General features: G+C 68.6%; 20 protein-coding genes. 8 read left to right on the forward strand and 12 right to left on the reverse strand.

Features of this window, described 5'->3' with window-relative positions; genetic code table 11:
- The 3 genes from VF592_RS05425 to VF592_RS05435 form a co-directional block, all read left to right on the forward strand.
- Positions 1 to 147 (forward strand): acyl-CoA dehydrogenase family protein (locus VF592_RS05425; RefSeq protein WP_414713753.1); only part of this gene is annotated, 147 nt, incomplete at its 5' end.
- A 152-nt stretch (positions 148 to 299) separates the two neighbouring features.
- On the forward strand, positions 300 to 1190 hold the full coding sequence (locus tag VF592_RS05430; RefSeq protein ID WP_331004596.1) for an acyl-CoA thioesterase II: 891 nt from the start codon (positions 300 to 302) through the stop codon (positions 1188 to 1190).
- A gap of 16 nt (positions 1191 to 1206) precedes the next feature.
- Complete coding sequence (locus tag VF592_RS05435; protein WP_331004597.1) at positions 1207 to 1521, forward strand: hypothetical protein; 315 nt, start codon at positions 1207 to 1209, stop codon at positions 1519 to 1521.
- A 95-nt stretch (positions 1522 to 1616) separates the two neighbouring features.
- On the opposite strand, the gene VF592_RS05440 is transcribed toward VF592_RS05435, so the two are convergent.
- From VF592_RS05440 to VF592_RS05460, 5 genes are all read right to left on the reverse strand, one after another.
- Positions 1617 to 2429: an SDR family oxidoreductase gene (locus VF592_RS05440; RefSeq protein WP_331004598.1), complete on the reverse strand. Its 813-nt coding sequence runs from the start codon at positions 2427 to 2429 to the stop codon at positions 1617 to 1619.
- Positions 2426 to 3190, reverse strand: a complete 765-nt coding sequence (locus VF592_RS05445) for an SDR family oxidoreductase (RefSeq protein ID WP_331004599.1) — start codon at positions 3188 to 3190, stop codon at positions 2426 to 2428. The genes VF592_RS05440 and VF592_RS05445 overlap by 4 nt, the downstream gene beginning before the upstream one ends.
- Position 3191: 1 nt before the next feature.
- Complete coding sequence (locus tag VF592_RS05450; protein ID WP_331004600.1) at positions 3192 to 4256, reverse strand: phosphotransferase family protein; 1065 nt, start codon at positions 4254 to 4256, stop codon at positions 3192 to 3194.
- On the reverse strand, positions 4253 to 5338 hold the full coding sequence (locus VF592_RS05455; RefSeq protein WP_331004601.1) for a Zn-dependent alcohol dehydrogenase: 1086 nt from the start codon (positions 5336 to 5338) through the stop codon (positions 4253 to 4255). Before VF592_RS05455 ends, VF592_RS05450 begins: the two co-directional genes overlap by 4 nt.
- A 163-nt stretch (positions 5339 to 5501) precedes the next feature.
- Positions 5502 to 6827 carry an acyl-CoA dehydrogenase family protein gene (locus tag VF592_RS05460; protein ID WP_331004602.1) on the reverse strand — a complete coding sequence of 442 codons (1326 nt, stop codon included), beginning with the start codon at positions 6825 to 6827 and terminating at the stop codon, positions 5502 to 5504.
- A 132-nt stretch (positions 6828 to 6959) separates the two neighbouring features.
- On the opposite strand from VF592_RS05460, the gene VF592_RS05465 reads away from it, so the two are divergent.
- Positions 6960 to 8201 carry a TetR/AcrR family transcriptional regulator gene (locus VF592_RS05465; protein ID WP_331004603.1) on the forward strand — a complete coding sequence of 414 codons (1242 nt, stop codon included), beginning with the start codon at positions 6960 to 6962 and terminating at the stop codon, positions 8199 to 8201.
- Here VF592_RS05465 and VF592_RS05470 read toward each other — a convergent pair.
- The 4 genes from VF592_RS05470 to VF592_RS05485 form a co-directional block, all read right to left on the reverse strand.
- Positions 8198 to 9496 (reverse strand): MFS transporter, encoded by a 1299-nt coding sequence (locus VF592_RS05470; protein ID WP_331004604.1) that lies wholly within the window; start codon positions 9494 to 9496, stop codon positions 8198 to 8200. The two genes, VF592_RS05465 and VF592_RS05470, sit on opposite strands and share 4 nt — an antisense overlap.
- A gap of 76 nt (positions 9497 to 9572) precedes the next feature.
- Positions 9573 to 12494, reverse strand: a complete 2922-nt coding sequence (locus tag VF592_RS05475) for a TonB-dependent receptor (RefSeq protein WP_331004614.1) — start codon at positions 12492 to 12494, stop codon at positions 9573 to 9575.
- Between the two features lie 147 nt (positions 12495 to 12641).
- Positions 12642 to 13724 (reverse strand): acyl-CoA dehydrogenase family protein, encoded by a 1083-nt coding sequence (locus VF592_RS05480; protein ID WP_331004605.1) that lies wholly within the window; start codon positions 13722 to 13724, stop codon positions 12642 to 12644.
- A 68-nt stretch (positions 13725 to 13792) separates the two neighbouring features.
- Positions 13793 to 15073 (reverse strand): acyl-CoA dehydrogenase family protein, encoded by a 1281-nt coding sequence (locus VF592_RS05485; RefSeq protein ID WP_331004606.1) that lies wholly within the window; start codon positions 15071 to 15073, stop codon positions 13793 to 13795.
- Between the two features lie 169 nt (positions 15074 to 15242).
- Between VF592_RS05485 and VF592_RS05490 the strand changes: the two genes are divergently transcribed.
- The gene (locus tag VF592_RS05490; protein WP_331004607.1) at positions 15243 to 16469 is read left to right on the forward strand and encodes an MFS transporter; all 1227 of its coding nucleotides are present in this window, start codon (positions 15243 to 15245) and stop codon (positions 16467 to 16469) included.
- Here VF592_RS05490 and VF592_RS05495 read toward each other — a convergent pair.
- On the reverse strand, positions 16441 to 17238 hold the full coding sequence (locus VF592_RS05495; RefSeq protein WP_331004608.1) for an SDR family oxidoreductase: 798 nt from the start codon (positions 17236 to 17238) through the stop codon (positions 16441 to 16443). The genes VF592_RS05490 and VF592_RS05495 overlap by 29 nt on opposite strands.
- 66 nt (positions 17239 to 17304) lie before the next feature.
- On the opposite strand from VF592_RS05495, the gene VF592_RS05500 reads away from it, so the two are divergent.
- Genes VF592_RS05500 through VF592_RS05510 form a run of 3 tightly spaced genes read left to right on the forward strand, consistent with a single transcriptional unit; the run spans position 17305 to position 20061 of the window.
- Positions 17305 to 18831, forward strand: a complete 1527-nt coding sequence (locus VF592_RS05500; RefSeq protein WP_331004609.1) for a class I adenylate-forming enzyme family protein — start codon at positions 17305 to 17307, stop codon at positions 18829 to 18831.
- The gene (locus VF592_RS05505; RefSeq protein ID WP_331004610.1) at positions 18828 to 19613 is read left to right on the forward strand and encodes a thioesterase family protein; all 786 of its coding nucleotides are present in this window, start codon (positions 18828 to 18830) and stop codon (positions 19611 to 19613) included. The genes VF592_RS05500 and VF592_RS05505 overlap by 4 nt, the downstream gene beginning before the upstream one ends.
- A gap of 19 nt (positions 19614 to 19632) precedes the next feature.
- Positions 19633 to 20061, forward strand: a complete 429-nt coding sequence (locus VF592_RS05510) for a hypothetical protein (protein WP_331004611.1) — start codon at positions 19633 to 19635, stop codon at positions 20059 to 20061.
- Here the strand turns inward: VF592_RS05510 and VF592_RS05515 are convergent.
- Both VF592_RS05515 and VF592_RS05520 read right to left on the reverse strand, forming a co-directional pair.
- Positions 20058 to 21332 (reverse strand): MFS transporter, encoded by a 1275-nt coding sequence (locus VF592_RS05515; RefSeq protein WP_331004612.1) that lies wholly within the window; start codon positions 21330 to 21332, stop codon positions 20058 to 20060. The genes VF592_RS05510 and VF592_RS05515 overlap by 4 nt on opposite strands.
- The coding region (locus VF592_RS05520) for a M3 family metallopeptidase (RefSeq protein WP_331004613.1) at positions 21316 to 21588 on the reverse strand (273 nt) is incomplete at its 5' end. The genes VF592_RS05520 and VF592_RS05515, both read right to left, overlap by 17 nt.

The raw sequence follows: 21588 nt of genomic DNA on the forward strand, positions 1-21588 counted from the left end.
CAGGAAGGCATCCAGATGCATGGCGGCATCGGCATGACCGACGAATATGACATCGGCTTCTTCATGAAGCGCGCCCGCGTGCTGGCGGAGATGTTCGGCGACGCCAACTACCATGCCGACCGGCTGGCCCGGCTGGCGGGCTATTGACCAAAACCCGTTCGTCCTGAGTAGGGACTGAGTAGCGCCGCAGGCGTGTAGCGAAGGCCCGTATCGAAGGACATGGGCTTACCCACCTGCCCTTCGATATGCCGCCTCGGCTTCGCTCGTCGGCTACTCAGGGCGAACGGAAGTCTTGTGCGATGGACCTGAACACCCCCCGCGACACCCCGCCGGAGACGCTCGTCGCCTCGCTCGTCGCGCTGCTCGACGTCGAACAGCTCGACACCGACCTGTACCGCGGCGCGCGCCAGCCCGGCGGGGTCGGCCGCGTCTTCGGCGGCCAGGTGATCGCCCAGGCGCTCCAGGCGGCACAGCGTTCCACCGACGCGCCCAAGACCGCCCATTCGCTCCACGCCTATTTCATGCGGCCGGGCGACGAGAACCACCCGATCATCTACCGCGTCGTCCGCGATTTCGAGGGGCGCAGCTTCGCCACGCGCCGCGTGATCGCCACGCAGAACGGCCAGCCCATCCTCAGCCTTACCGCCTCGCTCCAGGTGCCGGAGGAAGGGCTGCACCACCGGGACGCGATGCCCGACGTGCCGCCGCCCGACGCGCTGCGCTCCGAGCGCGAGCTGCGCGAGGAGATGATCGACGAGATCCCGGAGAAATGGCGCCCGCATCTGCTCCGCCCCCGCCCCGTCGAGATCCGTCCCGTTCATGCGCGCAGCTGGTTCCGCCCCGAAGCGCGCGAGCCCGCCCAGGCGAGCTGGTTCCGCCTCTGCGCGCCGATCGGCGACGACGCGGCGATGCACCGCGCGGTGCTGACCTACACGTCCGACATGTCCTTGCTGGGCACCTGCACCCTGCCCCATGGCGTCAACTGGATAACGCACGACCTCCAGACCGCGAGCCTCGACCACGCCCTCTGGCTCCACGAACCCTTCCGCGCCGACGAATGGCTGCTTTACGCCACCGACAGCCCCTGGGCGGGCCATGCGCGCGGCTTCAACCGGAGGCGCATCTTCGCGCAGGACGGCCGCCTAGTGGCGAGCGTCGCGCAGGAAGGGCTGATTCGGCTGCGGAAGTAGGGTGAAGGAGGCGGTAATGACCGCTCTCGCCCATTTGCCGATGTTGAGCGACCACGCTAGGTTCAGCTCACTGCTGTGGAGGTATGCTTTGCGCTTGATCGACCTTCTGCAATCGACCTCCGAATGGCAAGACGACGACGCGACGATCTACGTAGCGCAGCCATGGTCCGGCGAGTCGGATGCAGTTATCATCAAGTCCGCGCCAGACACCACGGAGCCGGTTAAACACGGCGAGATCAGCTACAGCTACTTTCTCGAAGCCTTCATCGCTCGCGACTTCATTAAGGACTACGCTGCGTCGGGCGAGGGCGCATCGGCAACGGAGAGCTAGCGTTGCGAACGCTTGATCCGCTACGCAGAGGACGACGCCTAGCAAACGTCCGCTAACCACCGGTTTCGGATATCCTCGCCGATAAGCTCCCGACTCTACACCGCCGTGCGCCCATATTCCTGCTTCGTCACCGGATGGCTCGACGACAGCCCGCCATCCACCGCGATCGCCTGGCCGTTGACATAGCTGGCGTCGTCGGAGGCCAGGAACAGCGCGACCCTGGCGAGTTCCTCGGGCTGGGCACCGCGGCGGAGCGGGTTCAGCCGGCCGACGCGGTCCATCTTCCCCGCCTCGCGCGCATAGTCGAAGGTGGGCTTGGTCATCCCCGTCTCGGTCAGGCCGGGGCAGATGGCGTTGACGCGGACGTTCGACCCGGCGAGCTGTTGGGCCGACACCTGGGCCAGGTTGATGACGCCGGCCTTGGACGCCGAATAGGCGGGCGATCCCGCGCCCGAGCGGATGCCGGCGACGCTGGCGGTGAGCACGATCGCCCCGCCCCTTCCGGTATCCCTGGCGCGCTCGGCGATGCGCGGCGCGGCATGCTTGATCGCCAGGAAAGGCCCGATCAGATTGACGCGCAGCACCTCCGCGATCAGCGCCACGTCGGTGTCGAAGATGTTCGCCATCCCGCCCGATATGCCGGCATTGGCGAACATCACGTCGACGCCGCCGAATTTGGCGACCGCCAGCTCGACCGCGCGCACGACATCCTCCTCCAGCCCGGCATCGATGCGGATCGCGCGCGCGGTGCCGCCCGCCTGCGCGATCAGCCGCGCGGTCTCGTCGGCGCCCTCGGTCCGGTCGGCGACGACGACCGACCCGCCCTCGGCCGCGAACTGGCAGGCGGCGGCGCGGCCGATGCCCGAACCCGCGCCGGTGACGATGATCGACTTGTTCCGGAACCTCATATCGTCACGCCCCCATCCACCACGATCGTCTGCCCGGTCATGTAGCTCGACGCGTCGCTCGCCAGGAACACGACCGCGCCCGCGATCTCGTGCGGCTCGCCGATGCGCCGGAGCGGGGTCTCGGCGTTGCGGCGCTCGGCGGCCTCCGGGTCCTCCCACAGGGCGCGCGCGAAATCGGTCTTGATGAGCCCCGGCGCGATGCAGTTCACGCGCACGTTATGCGGCCCATACTCGACCGCCAGGTTGCGCGCGAGCTGCATGTCGGCGGCCTTGGAGATGCAATAGGCCCCGATCACGGGCGACCCGCGCAGGCCGCCGATCGACGACACGATGACCACCGACCCGCCCCCCCGCTCGCGCATCTCGGGCGCGACCATGGAGATCAGCCAGTGGTTGGACAGGATGTTGTTGTCCATGATCTTGCGGAACTGCTCGTCCGCGATCCCCTCCTGCGGGCCGTAATAGGGGTTGGAGGCGGCGTTGCAGACGAGGATGTCGACCCGGCCGAAGGCGCGACGGGTCTCGTCGACCAGGTTCTGGAGCCCCGCCTTGTCGGAGATGTTGGCCGCGACCGCGATGGCGGTGCCCTCGCCATATTTGCCGTTAAGCTCGGCGGCGACCGTCTCGCACGCCTCCTGCTTGCGGCTGGAGATGACGACCTTCGCGCCGTGCTCGGCCAGCTCGAAGGCGGAGGCGCGGCCGATCCCGCGCGACGATCCGGTGACGATGGCGACCCTGCCGGTCAGGTCGAATTGCGACATGCTATGCTCCCGCCTTCACCGCGAAGTCCCACGCCGCCTGGGCCAGCGCATCGATCCGCGCGACCGAACGCTCGGCCTGCGCGCTCGACGCCGTGCCGATCTGGATGCGCTTCTTGATGCCCTGGATGATGCCCGTCAGGCGGAACAGGTTGTACGCGAAATACCAGTCGAGGTCGGGCACGCCGTCGCGGCCCGTCGCGGCGCAGTAGCGCGCGGTCACCTCGTCGATCGTCGGGATGCCCGATTCCGTGCCGGTCAGCCCCATCACGCCCGAGCGTCCCTCGGGCACCGTCACCCAGCTCATCAGCATATAGGTGAAGTCGGCGAGCGGATCGCCGAGCGTCGACAATTCCCAGTCGAGCACCGCGATCACGCGCGGCTCGCCCGGCGCGAAGATCATGTTGTCGATGCGATAGTCACCGTGCACGATCGAGGTCCGCGTCTGATCCGGCACGGTGCGGGGCAGCCAGTCGATCAGCCGCTCGACCGGCTCCATCCGCTCGGTCTCGGCGGCGCGGTACTGCTTGGTCCAGCGCGCGACCTGGCGCTCGAAATAATTGCCCGGCTTGCCATAGTCGCCCAGGCCGGCCGCGGCGTAATCGGTCCGGTGAAGGCGGGCGAGCGTGTCGACCATCTCGTTATAATGCGCGGTCCGCTCGGGCGGCGAGAGGCCCGGCATCGCGCCGTCCCAGATCGTCCGTCCCTCGACCATCTCCATCACGTAGAAGGCCGCCCCGATCACCGCGTCGTCCTCGCACAGGCCATGGGGCCGGGGCACGGGAAAGCCGGTCGGGTAGAGCCCGGCGATCACGCGATATTCGCGGTCCACCGCATGGGCGGAGGGCAGGATCGGTCCGAACGGCTTGCGGCGGAGCACATAGGAACGCCCCGGCGTGTCCAGCCGATAGGTCGGGTTGGACTGCCCGCCCGCGAACTTGGCGTAGGAGAGCGGGCCCTCATAGCCATCCACATGGTCCCGCATCCAGGCGGAAAGCCGGTCGAGGTCGAGCCGGTCCTTCTCCTCGACCGCGATCGTCCCGCTCATGCTCAGGTCGGCGTCGCTCATGCGAACACCACCACGCTGCGCGTCGTGTCGCCGGTCCGCAGCCGGTCCATCGCGCCGTTGATCTCCGAAAGCGTGATCCGCTCGGCGACCATCGTGTCGAGGTCCAGCCGCCCGTCGAGATACATGGCGACCAGGCGCGGCATGTCGATCGGGAACTGGGTCGAGCCCAGCAGCGATCCCTGCATCTTCTTGCCCGACAGGAAGCTCGGCCCCGGTATCGTCACCGACCTGCCCGGCGCGATCATCCCCAGGATCGTCGCGGTGCCGCCCCGGCGCAGGATCTGCCAGGCCAGCTCCGCCGTCTCCGGCCGCCCGACCGCCTCGATCGCGTAATTCACCCCGCCGCCGGTCATCGCCAGCAGCTTCTTCGCCACATCCGGGTCGCTGGCGTCCATCAGGTCGGTCGCGCCCAGCTTCGCCGCCAGGGCGCGCTTGTCCGCGACCGGGTCGATCGCGAAGATGCGCCCCGCCCCCGCGATCTTGGCGGCGTTGATCGCGGCCAGCCCGATCCCGCCCGCGCCGATCACCGCCACCGTCTCGCCGGGTTTCAGCTTGGAATCGTTGAAGATCGCCCCCGCCCCCGTGATCACCGCGCAGCCGAGCAGCGCCGCCTGGGTCAGCGGCATGTCCTTAGAGATCGCCACACAGGCATTCTCATGGACCAGCATCATCTCGGCATAGGCCGACAGGTTCAGGAACGGCGCGAGCGCGGTGCCGTCGTCCAGCGCCAGCCGCGGCGGCGCCCCTTTGGGACGGCGCGTCGACGGGTCGATGCACAAGGACGGCCGTCCCGAGATGCAGAATTCGCACGTTCCGCAAAAAGCGGTGAAGAAGGTGATGACATGGTCGCCCGGCTTCAGATGCGCGACATCGGAGCCGACCGCCTCGACCACCCCCGCCGCCTCGTGCCCCGGCACGGTCGGCACCGGATGCGAAAAGGCGCCGTCGATATAGTGGAGGTCGGACCGGCACACCCCCACCGCATGGGTGCGGATCAGCACCTCGCGCGCGGCGGGCTTGGAGACGACCACCTCCTCGATCGAGAGGGGGGTCTTGGCTTCGAAGAGGACGGCGGCTTTCATTGCTACTCCGGAGTGCTGCCCCCGTATCCGTTCGTCCTGAGTAGGGACTGAGCGAAGCCGAAGGCCCGTATCGAAGGACAGGTTCCGCCCGGCGGTCCTTCGATACGCCGCTTCGACAAGCTCAGCGGCTACTCAGGACGAACGGACATGGGGCCGGGACGGCTCAGCGCGCGACCGCCATGTCGCCGCTCGACAGCTCCTGCCCGCCGCCGGTCTGCACGCTCGCGCCCCGCTCGGGCGGCGCCGTGCGGTAGTCGGCGTATTTCCCGAACTCGTTGCGCGCGATCGCCCGGTTGTGGACCTCGTCGGGCCCGTCGGCGAAGCGCAAGGTGCGCAGCGACGCCCATTGCCCGGCCAGCGGGAAATCGCCCGACACGCCGCCGCCGCCATGCGCCTGCACCGCGTCGTCGAGGATCTTGAGCGCCATGAGCGGCGCCTGCACCTTGATCATCGCGATCTCGAGCTGGGCCGACTTGTTGCCCGCCCGGTCCATCATGTCCGCCGCCTTGAGGCAGAGGAGCCTCGTCATCTCGATGTCGATCCTGGCGCGCGCGATCCGCTCCTCCCAGACCGAATGGCTGGAGATCGTCTTGCCGAACGCGACGCGGCTCAGCAGGCGCTTGGCCATCGCCTCGATCGCGGTCTCGGCGGTGCCGATCGTCCGCATGCAGTGATGGATGCGCCCCGGCCCGAGCCGCCCTTGCGCGATCTCGAACCCCCGGCCCTCGCCGAGCAGGATGTTCTCGACCGGGACGCGGACATTCTCCAGCACCACCTCGCCATGACCGTGCGGCGCGTGGTCATAGCCATAGACCGATAGCATCCGCTCGACGCGCACGCCCGGCGTGTCCATCGGCACCAGGATCTGCGACTGCTGCGAATGGCGCGACGCGTCCGGGTTGGTCTTGCCCATGACGATGGCGATCCGGCAGCGGGGATCGCCGACGCCCGACGACCACCATTTGCGGCCGTTGATGACGTAATGGTCGCCGTCGCGCACCATCGAGGTCTGGATGTTGGTCGCGTCCGAGCTCGCCACGGCGGGCTCGGTCATCAAGAACGCCGAGCGGATCTCGCCGTGCATCAGCGGGCGCAGCCAGCGCTCCTTCTGTTCCAGCGTCCCGTAGCGGTGGAACACCTCCATATTGCCCGTGTCGGGCGCGGAGCAGTTGAAGCATTCGGACGCCCAGCCGATGCGGCCCATCTCCTCGGCACACAGCGCATATTCGGTGTTGGTGAGCTGGGTGCCCTCGAATTCGAAACTGTCGTCGACATGGCTCTGCCCCGAATGCGGGGGCATGAAGAAATTCCACAGCCCCTGCGCCTTGGCGATCGCCTTGACCTCCTCGATCACGGGCAGGACCTTCCAGCGCTCGCCGCTATTCGCCTGTTCGTGATATTCATGGTCGCGCGGCGCGATATGCTGCGCGATGAAATCGCGTACCCGATCCCGGAAATAGGTTTCCCGCTCGCTCAGCGTGAAGTCCATGGTCGCCCGCTCCTCAGATTTGTCGACCCGGCCTGTAGAGCGTACCGACTATTCGGTAAAGCGTCGATCGCTTGTGTTCCCCGAGGGCGGAATAGGACTGGTTCTTCGAAACGGGCATGATAGGGTCCGCGGATGCAGGCACCGGACACAGGCGCCGCGGGGGAGGAGGCTGGCACCAAGCGTTTCCGGGCGAAGCGCGACGCCATCCTCGCGGCCGCGGCCGAGGCGATCAACGAACAATCCGCGAAGGGCATGACCTTCGCCGATGTCGCGCGCCGGGTCGGGCTTAACACCACCAGCGTCACCTATTATTTCCGCCGCAAGGAGGACCTTGCCGCCGCCGCCTTCGAGCACACGCTCGACACGCTGGGCGCGATGCTGGAACGCGCGGCGGAGGAGCCGACGCCCGAGCACCGCGTCGCGCGCTTTCTCCGGCTCAACATGGCGCGGCTGGCGGCGATCGGCCGGGGCGAGGAGAGCGCCTTCGCCGTCCTGTCCGATCTGCGCGCGACGGAGGAGCCGGTGCGCGGGCGGCTGATGGCCGGGTGGCAGCGCGTGTTCCGCGCCACGCGCGAGCTATGGGGACCCGCCCCGACCCGCGCCGCCAAGGACCTGAACGGCGCGCGCGCGCATGTGCTGCTGGAGAATATCTTCTGGCTGCCCGTCTGGCTCACCCGCTACGAGCCCGATCAATATCGCCGCGTCGAGGAACGGCTGACCGAGCTGTTCCGCACCGGCCTCGCCGCGCCCGGCCAGCCCTGGGCGCCCGCGATGCTCGACCTGTCGCACGACGCGGTGCCGGGGCGCGAGGCGTTCCTGCTCGCGGCCACCCGCCTCATCAACGAACTCGGCTATCGCGGTGCCTCGGTCCAGCGGATCGCGTCGGAACTGAACGTCACCAAGGGCAGCTTCTACCACCATCTCGATGCCAAGGACGAGCTGGTCATCGCCTGTTACAAGCGCAGCTTCGACACGATCGGCGACGCCCAGCGCCAGGCCGACGCCGGAACGGGGAATCATTGGCACCGGCTCTCCAGCGCCGTCGCCACGCTGCTCGACGTGCAATTTTCGGAACGCGGACCCCTGCTGCGCACCACGGCCCTGTCGGGTCTGCCCCCGAGCGTCCGCTCGGCGATGGTGGAACGGTCCAACCGCATCGCGCGGCGCTATGCCGGCACGATCATGGACGGGGTGGCCGAAGGCTCGATCCGCCCCGTCGATGCGCTGGTCGCCGCGCAGGCGCTGATGGCGTTCCAGAACGCCGCCTTCGACATGCGCAAATGGGCGGGCACCATGCCGCGGGAGCGCGCGGTACGGATGTACGCGTCTACCCTGCTATACGGCCTGTTCGACGACGCGCTGCTCGAAAGCTAGATCGCGGCCCGCTCGCCCCGGCGGAGCAGCACGCCCGCCCGCCAATAATGGAAGATCGCCCAGGGCGTGCCGCACGCCACCACCAGCATCGCGTAGCGCAGCGATTCGGTGCCGAGGCTCGGCTCCAGCATGTCACTCAGCCGCCCGACCAGGAACGGCCCCAGCCCCAGTCCGATCAGGTTGATGACCAGCAGGGTCACCGCCGCCCACATCGCCCGCAGCCGCAAGGGCGCCAGATGCTGGATCAGCGCGAAAGTCGGCCCCAGATAGCTGTTCGCGAACAGCAGCGAGATGAGATAGGCGCCGATCGCGATCCGGGGATCGTCGAAGAAGAAGAAGCCGAGCGCGAAGGGAAAGGCCAGGGTCTTCATCGCCGCGACCACCCAGGACTGGGCGTGGAGCCCTTGGCCCCGCGCCATGCGGTCGGCGATCTTGCCCCCCGCGATCGCCGATACCGATCCGATCAGCGCGCCCGGCAGCGCGATATAGGTCGACACGTCGAGCATCGACAGCCCGAGCGAGCGCTGCATGTAGCTGGGCCCCCAGCCCGTCAGCGCATAGCCGATCAGCGAGGTGAGCGTGACCGCCACGACCAGATGCACCGCGGGCCGATTGCGCGCGATCGAGGCGAAGCCCTGGCCGATGCTGGGCATCGCGCCCGGCGCGGCGCGGACCACGTCGGATAGGCCGCGCCTGGGCTCGACCACGAACATCCGCACGACGATCGCCAGGAACACGCCCGGTAGGCCGACGGTGAACATCGCCATGCGCCAGCCGAAATGATGCGCGACGACGCCGCCGATCAGCGTCCCGAACCCCGCGCCGAGCACGACGCCGAGCGAGTAGACCGCCATCGCCCCCGCCCGGCGCTCGGGCGGGTAGAGGTCGGCGATGATCGAATGACTGGGCGGGCTCGACCCCGCCTCGCCGATCCCGACGCCGATCCGCGCGAGCATCAGCTGGGTGAAGTTCTGCGCCAGCCCCGCCAGCGCCGTCATCGCGCTCCAGATGGCGAGCGAGACCGCGATGATGTTGCGGCGATTGGTCCGGTCCGCCAGCCGCGCGACCGGGATGCCCAGCGTCGCGTAGAAGATCGCGAAGACCAGCCCAGAGAGCAGTCCGAGCTGCGTATCGGTCAGCGACAGGTCGACCTTGATCGCCTCCAGCAGGATGGCGAGGATCTGCCGGTCCATATAGCTGAAGAAATAGGTGGTGGTGAGCAGCGCCAGCGTCAGCCCGCGGCGGCGGATCGCGCGGGCGTCGTCGGTTTCGGCCGGTTCGGAACGGGAGGCCATCGATACTCCGCCTCAAGGAAAGGGCCGCCGTCCGGGATATCCGAACGGCGGCCCGATCAGGTCGTCATGGGGTGGATCAGAACTTGCCGCGCAGCGTGATGCCATAGGTCCGCGGCTCGGCCAGGAACTGCGAGAAGATCTGACGACCACCCGGATATTGAGGGTCCTGGAACGCGGCGGTCGCCGCACCCTCCTGGAAGGGCGAGTTGAACGCGACCTGGGCGTACTGCTTGTTCAGGATATTCTGGCCCCAGAACTCCAGCGACCATGCCTCGTTCGGGCCGCGCACGCCGACGCGGGCATTGACCAGCGCGAAGCCGTCCTGTTCCTTCTGCGGGAACAGATCGGAGCCGGTGTTGTAGTCGCTCGAAACGCGCGTATCGACATAGAACAGGCCCGACAGCCCGGTGCTGCCGATCGGGGGGGTCCAGGCGACCGAGCCCGTCGCCACCATCTCCGGCGCGTTGGACAGATTGTCGCCGGGCAGCTTGCGCAGCGCCTGGTTGAGCGGGGCACCGGCGTTGTTTCCGACCACGTTGTCGCGGAACTTGGTGTCGGCATAGGTGAAGCCTAGCCCGACGCGGAAGTCGCGCCCCGGCACCAGCTGCGCTTCGAGCTCCACGCCCTGCGAGATAACGCCGTAGCTGACGTCATCCGCCGCGCAGGCGCCGGTCGTACCGGCCGCCGCGTTGAAGTTCGGTGCCGCCGCGAACTTGCTCTGGTCGCGATCGGCGCCGCTCAGGCTCGACGTGCAGCCATTGACGTTCTGCACGATGAACACCGTGCCGTCGAAGGTGTTGAGCTGGAAGCTGGAGAATTCCTGGCGGAAGCCGGCAACCGTCAGCGTGAACGGTCCGGTCGCGTATTTCGCGCCGATTTCATAGGCGTTCACCGTCTCGGGCTCGAACTGCAGACCGCTCACCAGCGCCTGGGCACCGCCGACCGCGGCGAAGGTGGTCGTCAGACCGGCGGCCGTGGGCTGGATCGGCAGCTTCAGTGCCGACCGGTCGAAGTTGAACCCGCCCGCCTTATAGCCGCGCGAATAGCTGCCATAGAGAAGCAGGTCGTCGATCGGCTTCCACGACAGGATCGCGGTGCCGGTGAACTCGTCCTCGCGGCGCTGGTCGCTGATCGACACGCCGTTCAGCTCGGCGGTCGAATTGCCCTGACAACCCAGCCCGATCAGTGCCGCGGCGAGGGCGCGCGCGGTCGGATTGACGCTGGTCAGGTCGTCGGTCAACGTGTTCTGGAGCCCCGTGCAGACCGTGTTGTCGTTGCCGAACGTCGCCGAGAAGCGCTTGCGCTCGTCGGTATAGCGCAGGCCCAGCGTCAGATCGACCGTATCGGTGACGTGGATGATGTTGTGCGTGAACGCCGCGAAGCTGCGCGCCCGCTGGCGATACTGATCCACCGTCGACCCGCGATCGTTGAGCGAGTCGAGCAGGGTGAAGCCGTTTCCGACGTCGGCGCCCGAGATCGCGCCAGCGGCGCCACGGATCGTCGCGGGCCCGATACCGGGCGCAACGCAGCCGGGGCTCTGCGGCGAGTAAAGCGCCGCGAGACCGCCGCCGGAGATGATACGGCACGTCGCGAAGCGGCCATATTGGCTGCCGAAGCGCAGGTTCGACCGACCATCGAACTTCTCGTTGACGTAGAATCCGCCGAGCAACCAGTCGAGCCGCTCGTCGAACAGGCTGCCTTGCAGACGGACTTCCTGGGTGAAGGTGCGGAAGGCGCGGCGGTTGTTGCCGTCCGCGGCGTTGTACAGGATGTCGACCGACCCGTAATCGGTGTCCGACCCCTGGGTGTTGTAATAATCGCGATAGGCGGTGATCGAGGTCAGGTTGACGCCGCCGAAGCTCCAGTCGATCTGGCCCGAAAAGCCGTAATCCTGCGTCGTGCCGCCGTAACCACGGCCCCGCGACACCGACACGTCCCGGCTATAGCCCTGGTTGAACGCGCCGACATTCTGACCGAGATCGCGCAGGACGTTGATGATGTTGTTGCCGTTGGGCAGGCCCGTCGTCAGCGGCGTCGCCGGCGTGTTCAGATTGCCGATGTTCGGGTTGACCGTGGGCCCGACATAGGTCGCCGCGCAGCACTGCTCGGTACGCTTGCTGAAGTCACCGATCAGGCGGACGCTGAGGTCGGCCGTGGGCTTGAGCAGCAGCTGGCCGCGCACGAAATACCGGTCGCGGTCGTTGATGCGGGTGTCGTTGGTGGGGTCGCGGTAGAAACCGTCGCGCTTGACGTAGACGCCATCGATGCGCGCCGCGATGTTCTCGGTCAGCGGGCCGGTGATGCCGCCCGCCAGGCGCACGAAGTCGTAATTGCCGTAGGTCGCCTCGGCGGTGCCGCCGAACTCGAATTCGGGGCGCTTCGACACGATGCTGATCTGGCCGGCGGAGGAGTTGCGGCCGCCCAGCGTGCCCTGCGGGCCGCGCAGCACCTCGATGCGCTCGATCTCGCCCAGCTCGTTCAGGCCGATGCCCGAGCGCGAGCGGTACACGCCGTCGATGAACACGACGACCGAGCTTTCGAGACCCGGATTGTCGCCGACGGTGCCGATACCGCGGATACGGGGCGATCCGTTCGCCTCCGATCCCGTCGACGACACGAGCAGCGAGGGGGCGAGCTGGTTGAGCTGACGGATGTCGTTGGCGCCCGAGAGGGCCAGACTTTCGGAGCTGACGGCCGAGATGGCGACCGGCACGTCGGCCAGCGCCTGGGCGCGGCCCTGCGCGGTGACGACGATGTCGCCGCCCATCGCCGCCTCGTCGCCACCGGCGGGCTCGCCGTCGAGAGCGCCGGAGGGGGAGTCGGTCGACTGCTCCACGCCGGCCGCGCTGGTCTGGCCCGGCGGCGGCGTGGTGATGCCGTCATTCGGCTGCTCCTGCGGGTTCGCCACGGGACCGGTGGTCTGCGCGATCGCGGGCGCGGCAAAGGCCAGCGCCATCGCGGACAGCGCCGAAGCGGCCAGGAATTGCGGCTTGAGCATCATTCTCTCCCAAATAGTCGGACGTCTCGGCGTCCCGTACCTTGTTTTCGAATTGCCCTTTTTCAGGGTCTTGCGTCAAGCGTGGTTTAGCTCGGCGAACCACCGTTGCGTCCGCCCTGTGACATTTGTGCTACGCCCGAAATACCCTCAATAGCCGTTCAGCCGCGCGAACCGTTCGCGGTGATGGGCCGCATTGCCCCACATCGCCTCCAGCACCGCCGACCGCTTCATGTAGAAGCCCGCGTCATATTCGTCGGTCATGCCGACCCCGCCGTGCAGCTGCACCATCTCGCGGCTCACCAGCTTCAGCGTCTCACCCGCCCCTGCCTTGGCCAGGCTGACCGCCTGGTCGATGTCGGAGCGCCCCGCGTCGATCGCCTCCAGCGCCGCCTCCACGGTCGATCGCATCAGCTCCAGCTCGGTCAGCTGCTTGGCCATGCGATGCTGGAGCGCCTGGAAGGTCGACAATTTCTGCCCGAACTGGACGCGTGTCTTCAGATAATCGTTGGTCACCCCGAACGCCTGTTCCGCCATGCCCAGCATCTCGGCGCAGATCACCGCGGTCGCCCGGTCGACGATCGCCGCGGTCAGCTCGGGCCCGCCCAGCCGCGTCGCCGGCGCATTCTCGAAGCGAAGCTCCGCATGGCTGCGATGGTCGGCCATCCGGCGCGGCGAGCGGGTCACGCCTCCCTCCCCGGCGACGAGATACAGCCCGTCGGCCGCCGCGACGACGAACAGGCCCGCCGAATCGCCCTCCGCCACGAACATCTTGACGCCCGTCAGCCGCCCGTTCTCGACGCGGGTCGCGAGATTCTCCAGGCTGTGATGCGGCCCCTCGTCGACCGCCAGCGTCGCGACGACCGCGCCCGACGCGATGCGCGGCAGCCACTCGGCCTTGGCGCCCCTGACCTCGGCGTCGGCGTCCGATCCCATCGCGATCGCGGTCGCCGCCGGCCCCACGCTCGCCAGCGGCGTCGCGACCAGGTTGCGTCCTAGCTGCTCGACGACGAGCCCCAGCGACAGATAGCCGAAGGCCGACCCGCCATGTTCCTCGGGCACCACGATCCCCGCCCAGCCCATCTCGCCGATCGTGCCCCAGGCCTCGCGGTCATAGCCCTCGGCGGGCGCCGCCGCACGTAAGCGGCGGAACGCGGTCACGGGCTGCTCATTGTCCGCCCATTCGCGCGCCATGTCGCGCAGCATCACCTGTTCGTCGTTGAGAACGGCCATGTCTTGTCCTTCGGGTGTTAGATGGGAGGGAGCAGGTGGGTAGGGAGCAGGTAGTAGATCAGGGTAGGCTAGGAAGGCGGCGGGGTCGCACGGCGCTCCTGCCCCATCTTCCTGCTCCCTCCCACCTGTTCACTACTCTCTCCCGCCTCCGTCATCCCCAAGATGCGCTTGGCGATGACGTTGTTCTGGATCTCGGTGGACCCGCCATAGATCGACACCGCCTTGCCCCACAGCCAGGTGCGCGTCTGCGTCAGTTCGGCCTCGGTGAAGCCCTCGCCTTCCCAGCCCAGCCCCTGCATCCCCATGATCTCGACGCCCAGCTCGGCGCGCTCCTGCGTCACGCGCGCGCCGACATTCTTCATGATCGAGGTCGCGGCGGACGGTCCGGAATTCGACTTGGCCTCCAACGCCGCGCGCCGCAGCGTGAGCGCGAAGGCGCGCGCATCCATCTCGTGCCGGACCAGCCGCATCCGGAGGTCGCCGTCGCTCAGCCGACCCTTCTCGTCGACCCCGCGATATTTCTTCGCCAGCGCGCTGATCGCCTCGCCCGCCATCATCCGGCCGGTGGAGCCGCCCCCCGACAGGCTGGAGCGCTCATGCTGCAACAGCCGGGTGCCGATCGCCCAGCCCTGGCCTTCCTGCCCGACCAGATTGCCCTTGGGCACTTTCACGTCGGTGAAGAAGGTCTCGCAAAAAGGCGACGCGCCCGAGATCAGCCGGATCGGCTTCACCTCGACGCCGGGCGCGTCCATGTCGATCAGCAGGAAGCTGATGCCGGCATGTTTGTGCGCCCGGTCGGTGCGCACCAAGGCGAAGCATTTGTGCGCCCATTGCCCGCCCGAGGTCCACGTCTTCTGCCCGTTGACGAGGTAGTGGTCGCCCTTGTCCTCCGCGAACATCTGCAAGCTGGCCAGGTCCGACCCCGCGCCTGGTTCCGAATAGCCCTGGCACCAGCGCACGGTGCCCTTGGCGATGCCCGGGATATGCTCCTGCTTCTGTTCCTCCGACCCATATTCGAGCAGGGTCGGCCCGAACATCATCACGCCCATCCCACCGATCGGGTTCCAGGCACCGATCCGGTTCATCTCTTCCTGCAACACCCGCGCCTGGGCTCGGGTAAGCCCGCCGCCGCCATAGGCCTCGGGCCAGGTCGGGACGCCCCAGCCCTTCTCGCCCATCGCCTTCTGCCAGGCGGCCTGATCCTCGGTCCGCTCGTCCGGCCCGTCGATCGCCGACATGCCATTGTCCTTGTGCGCGAGCGCCTTGGGGAAATTCTCGCCCAGCCAGGCACGAACCTCCTCGCGAAAGGAGTCCAGCGGATCGGACTGGGTCTCGGGAGCACTGGCCATCGGATCGGTCCCTCGCGAATAGAAGATCGGGTATGCCGCGCGCCATGCCATGTTTCCCGGCGCGGTGGAAGAGCCTGGGACCGGCGACCGCGCCGCGATCCACCCAAGTTACCGGCCCCGCGCTAGAAGGGCTTGTCCTGCGCCCGTCATCCGTGATCCGACGGCGCCGATGACCCGTTTTCCTCACCGCGCCGTGCCGATCGTCCTCGCCGCCATCGTCATCGACGTGATCGGCTTCGGCATCATCATGCCTGTCCTGCCCCGGCTCATCACCGATCTCGGCCGCGTCGACCTGACGGCGGCGACGCGGATAGCGGGGTGGATGCTGGTGCTGTTCGCGGCGGCGCAGTTCTTCGCGGGGCCGGTGCTGGGCAGCCTGGGCGACCGGTTCGGGCGCCGCCCCGTGCTGATCGCCTCCATGCTGGCCTTTGCGGTCGATTACGCGCTCATGGCCGCCGCCCCGACGCTCGCCTGGCTGTTCGTCGGGCGCGCGATCGCGGGGGCGGCCGGGGCGGTGTTCGGCCCGGCGGGCGCGGTGCTCGCCGACGTGTCCCCGCCCGAGAAGCGGGGCGAGATGTTCGGGCTGATGGGCGCGGCGTTCGGGGTCGGCTTCATCATCGGCCCCGCGCTCGGCGGGCTCGTCGCGGACCTGGGGCCACGCACGCCCTTCCTGATCGCGGCCGGGCTGGCGGCGCTCAACGCGCTCGCCATGATGTTCCTGCTGCCCGAGACGCTCGACCCGGCGCACCGCCGCGCGTTCCGCCTGCGCGACGCCACCATCGTCGGCGCGTTCCGGCCCTTGTTCGCGGCCGGCGCGTCGGGCGCGGCGCCGCTGCTCGTCGCCTGGTTCTTCTGGCAGCTCGGGACCCAGGTCTATCCGTCCACCTGGTCCTTCTGGGCGTCGATCCGGTTCGGCTGGGACGCGGGGGCGATCGGCTGGTCGCTCGCCTGGGTCGGGCTGCTCAACGTCGCGGTCCAGCTGTTCCTGACGCGCCGCGTGCTCCGGCGCACGGGCGAGCGCCGGGCGGCGGTGATCGGGCTGTTCGCGAGCACCGCGACCTTCACCGCCTTCGCGGTCGTGACGCAAGGGTGGCAGGTCTACGCCTTCTACCTGTTCGGCTGTGTCGGCGCGCTCGCATACCCGGCGCTCAACGGGCTGATGTCGCGCTCGGTCGACGCCACCCGCCAGGGCGCGCTTCAGGGCGGGATCGGCGCGATGAACTCGGTCGCGCAGATGGCGGGGCCGCTGCTCGCCACCCAGGCGCTTGCCGCGGGGTCGGCGCGCGGCTTTCCCGGATCGGCCTTCGCGCTCGCCGCGCTGCTGACGGCCGGCGCGCTGCTGGTCGTCGCCTTTTGCCTGCCCGCGCTCAGATCTCCCGGCCCGGTCGACGGCTGAGCCCGATGTCGAGATGCGCGCCCGCGTCGAGGACCAGCACCTCGCCCGTGACCACCCGGCTCGCGGGATCCAGGAAGTTGACGATCGGCCCCGCGATATCGTCGGGCCCGGCGGCCATCGCCATCGGGGTCGCCGCCGCGATCCGCTCGTTCAGCCTGCCGAACCCCTCCGCGCCCAGCCTTTTCTCGAACCACCCCGTCCCCACATAGCCGGGCGCGACCGCGTTGAGGCGGATCGCGGGCGCCAGCACGCGCGCCAGGCTCTTGGTCATCGTCACCAGCGCGCCTTTGGACGCGGCATAGGCGACCGACGATCCGATCCCGAACACCCCCGCCACCGACGCGACGTTGACCACCGACCCGATCCCGCCCTCGCGCAGGGCCGGCGCGCAGGCGCGAATCATCTGGAACGGCGCGATCGCGTTCAGCCGGTAGATGTCGATGAAATCCTCCGCGTCCAGCGCGTCGAGATCCTCGTGATTGGCGTATTTGGTCCGCCCCGCATTGTTGACCAGCAGGTCGACGCGCCCCCATTGCGCCACGGCCGAAGCGGCCAGCGCGCGGCAGGCGGCGTCATCGACGATATCGGCCTGGACGGCGATGCCGCTCACCTCCCCGGCCAGCGCCTCCGCCTCGTCGCGACTGGATGCATAGTTCACGACGCAGCGCACGCCGCGCTCGGCCAGCCGCCGCACCACGCTCGCCCCGATGCCGGTGCCCCCACCCGTCACGATCGCGACCGCGCCGTCCATCCGGTCCGTCATACCCATCGCTCATTCTCCCATTCGAAGATCGCGTATGGCATCGGGTCGCGCGCTCGCCTAGCATCGCGCCCCATGACCGCCGCCGATATGCTCGCCTCCGACTTCGCCACCCTTCCCGACCTTGTCCGTGTTCATGCGGTCGAGCGCGGTTCCAGGATCGCGGTCGCCGACGAACGGCGCGCGGTCGACTACCGGACCCTGGACCGGCTGGTCGACCGCTTCGCCGCCGCCCTCCAACGCGACGGCGTCCCGCAGCGTTCGACGATCGCGCTCGTCGCGCATCCGTCGGTGGAGCAGACCGTGGCCTTTCTGGGCGCATTGCGCGCGGGCTGCGTCGCCACGCCGATCGCCCCGTCCGCCACCCCCGATCAGATCGCGGCGATGATCCGCGACAGCGGCGCCCCCCTCGCCTTTCTGGACGAGCCCAACGCCGCCGCACTCGCGGACCGGGAACTCGCGGCCACGCCGGTCGTGCTCGAAGCGCTCGACCCATGGCTCGCGCCCGAGGATGCCCGGCCCGACCCCGTGATCATCCGCCCCGAGGACGGGTTCAACATCATCTATTCGTCGGGCACGACGGGCACGCCCAAGGGCATCGTCCAGAGCCACGCGATGCGCTGGGCGCACATCGCGCGCAACACCGCGGCCGGCTTCGACCAGGCGGTGACCATGATCGCCACCCCGCTCTACTCGAACACCACGCTCGTCAGCTTCCTGCCCACAATCGGCTGGGGCGGGACCGCGGTGGTGATGGGCAAGTTCGACGCGCACCGCTATCTCGAACTCGCCGAGCACCATCGCGCGACGCATACCATGCTGGTGCCCGTCCAGTATCAGCGTATCATGGCCCTGCCCGACTTCGACCGGTTCGACCTGTCCAGCTTCCGCTTCAAGACCTGCACCAGCGCGCCCTTCCCGGCCGCGCTCAAGGCCGATGTCGTCGCCCGCTGGCCCGGGCTGCTGGTTGAATATTACGGCATGACCGAGGGCGGGGCGAGCTGCGCGCTCAACGCCACCGCCCATCCGACCAAGCTCCACACCGTCGGCCCGCCCATGCCGGGCCACGAGATCAAGCTGATCGACGATGACGGCCGCGAAGTTCAGCCCGGCGCGACGGGCGAGATCGTCGGCCGATCGCCGACGATGATGACCGGCTATCACGGCCGCGAAGGCGCCACGCGCGACGCCGAGTGGCACGATGCCGAGGGTAATCGTTACATCCGCCACGGCGATGTTGGCCGCTTCGACGAGGACGGCTTCCTCATCCTCATGGATCGCAAAAAGGATCTCATCATCTCCGGCGGCTACAACATCTACCCCTCCGACCTGGAAGCGGTACTGCTCCGTCACCCCGCGGTCGCCGACGCCACCGTGATCGGAATGCCCTCCGACGTCTGGGGCGAGACGCCGATCGGCTTCTACGTCCCGCGCGACGGCGCCGAGGCGGAGGACGACGCCATCCTCGCCTGGTTCAACGGCGAGGTCGGCAAGACGCAGCGGCTGTCCGCACTCCACCCGATCGACGAGCTGCCGCGCAGCGCGATCGGCAAGGTGCTCAAGCGCGAGCTGCGCGACCGCCTGCTCGGAGCGGTCGCATGACCGGCCTGGCGACGCTTCTCGCCGCGCTGGAACCGATCGAGGGCGGCTGGCGCGGCCATATTCCCGACAATTGGCTCCAGGGCCGCACCGCCTATGGCGGGCTGTCGACCGCGCTCGCGCTCCACGCCGCCAAGGCGTCGGACGAAGACCTGCCCGCGCTGCGATCGGCGCAGATATCGTTCATCGGCCCGCTCGCCGGCGACGTGACCGTCCGCGCCACCCGCCTGCGCCGGGGTCGCAACGCCGCCTTCATCCAGGCCGATGTCGAAAGCGAGGCGGGGCTGGGCCTGCGCGCGGTGTTCGTGTTCATGCGCGACCAGGTGTCGAAAATCGACCGCGCTGCGGGGAACCGCCCCGACTTCGCCCGCCCCGGCCCCGACGACCGCGTCTATAGCGGCACAGAGCGCGCTGGGGTTCCGGGGTTCCTGACCAATTTCGAGTTCGTCGACCGCCGCGAACCCGGCGAGCACCCGGCCGAATGGCTCCGCTGGGTGCGCGTCAAGGACCGTGCCGGGCTCGACCCGGAGGTGGAGCTCGCCTTGATCGGCGACTGCCTGCCGCCCGCCGCGATGCAATTGATGCACGACTTCGTGCCGCTCAGCTCGATGACCTGGCTCCTCAACCTGCTCGGCCCCGTGCCCGCGACCGATGACGGCTGGTGGCTGCTGAGCGCCCGGACCGACTATGCCCGCGCGGGCTCGTCCAGCCAAGCCATGGGCATATGGTCCGCCGACGGCACGCCGGTCGCCGAACAGATGCAAAGCGTCGCCATCTTCGGATGAGCACCGAAAGGGGAAACACATGAACGGGAAGCTTACGATCATGGCGCTGGCCGGTCTGCTCGTCGGGTGCGAGGCGCAACAGCGGGCAGCGACCGAGGAAGCGTCGGCCGTGTCCGATACGGTCGGAACGGGCCTGACCCGGCGGGAGCGGCGGACGAGCGTCTATCTGCGCGCGGATTCGGACGGCGACGGCGCCGTCACCCGCGCCGAGATCGAGCGGGAGGCGACCCAACGCTTCGCGCGGCTCGACAAGGATGGCGACGGGACCTTCTCGGCGGCGGAGATCGCCGCGACGCCGGGCTATGCCCGTGGCAGCGAGCGGGGCGAGAACCGTCGCGGCCCGCTGACGCGCGAAGAGCATGTAAGCCGCGCCCTCCGCCGCTTCGACCGGCGCGACCGCAACGACGACGGACGGCTCAGCGACGAGGAACTCTCGCCTGCCCGCTAGTCCTCGACGATGCGGCTGTTCCGCTGCGTGTCGGGAAGGCGTAGATAGACGAGCAGCGACACCGCGATCATCGCGGTGACGTAGCCGTAGAACCAGCGCTCCACGCCCTCGTCCTTAAGCCACAGCGCCAGATATTCGGCGGTGCCCCCGAAGATCGTGTTGGCGATCGCATAGGGCAGCGCGACGCCCAGCGTGCGGATATGCGCCGGGAACATCTCGGCCTTCAACACGCCGCTGATCGCCGTATACCCGCTCAGCGCCACCAGCGCCGCCGCGATCAGGGCGAAGGCCAGCACCGGGTTGGCCACCTTCTCCAGCGCGAGGAACAACGGCACGGTGCCGATCACCCCCAGCACCCCGAACCCGACCAGCAGCGGCTTGCGGCCCACCCGGTCGGACAGGGCGCCCGCGACCGGCTGCACCGCCGCATAGACCAGCAGCGCCGCCGTCATCACCGCGGTCGCGGTCGGCCGGCTGAACCCGCTGGTGTTGACCAGGAACTTCTGCATGTACGTGGTATAGGCGTAGAAGGCGAGCGTGCCCCCGGCCGTCAGCGCCATCACCGTCCAGGCCTCGCGCGGATGCTCGCGGAACAAGGCCGCGCCGCTCGATCGCCGGTCGCCCTTCACCGCCTGGAACGACTCGGTTTCCAGCAGCCCGCGCCGGATGCGGAACACAATGACCGCCAGCAGCCCGCCGATCGCGAAGGGCACCCGCCACCCCCACGCTTCCAAGGCCGCCTCGCTCATCGTCGCTTGCAGCAGCAGGAGCACGCCAAGCGCGGTCAACTGCCCGCCGATCAACGTCACATACTGAAAACTGGCATAATAGCCGCGCCGCTCGCGCCCCGCCATCTCGGACAGATAGGTCGCGCTCGCGCCATATTCGCCGCCGACGCTCAAGCCCTGGAGCATCCGTGCGAAGACCAGCATCCCCGGCGCCACCGCGCCTGCGGTCGCGTAGGTGGGCGTGACCGCGATCAGCAGCGATCCCAGGCACATCAGCGTCACCGACAAGGTCAGCCCCGCCTTGCGGCCATGCCGGTCGGAATAGACGCCCATCACCCAGGCCCCGATCGGCCGCATCAGGAACCCGACCGCGAAGATCGCCGCCGCGTTCAGGAGTTGCGCGGTCGGGCTCGCCTCGGGGAAGATCGCGGGCGCGAAATAGAGCGCGAAGGCCGAATAGACGTACCAATCGTACCACTCGACCAGGTTCCCCGCCGACCCTCCGACGATCGAGCGGAGACGACCCTTACCGAGCGCGATCATCGCCTCCCGTCGCCGTTCCGGTCGGAAAGCCCCGCATCCGGAGCAGCGCGTTCACGTCCGGATCGCGGCCCCGGAACGCCCGGTACGCCTCCGCCCGATCGGTCTCGTTACCCGTCGCCAGCAGCACCCGCGCGAAGCGGTCGGCGGTGGCCTTGTCCCACGGGCTCCCCGCCTCCTCGAACGCGGCGAACGTGTCCGCGTCCATCGTCTCCGACCAGAGATAGCTGTAATAACCCGCCGAATAAGCGTCCGAAGA

This window comes from Sphingomonas sp., from assembly GCF_036388435.1.
GTDB lineage: Bacteria > Pseudomonadota > Alphaproteobacteria > Sphingomonadales > Sphingomonadaceae > Sphingomonas.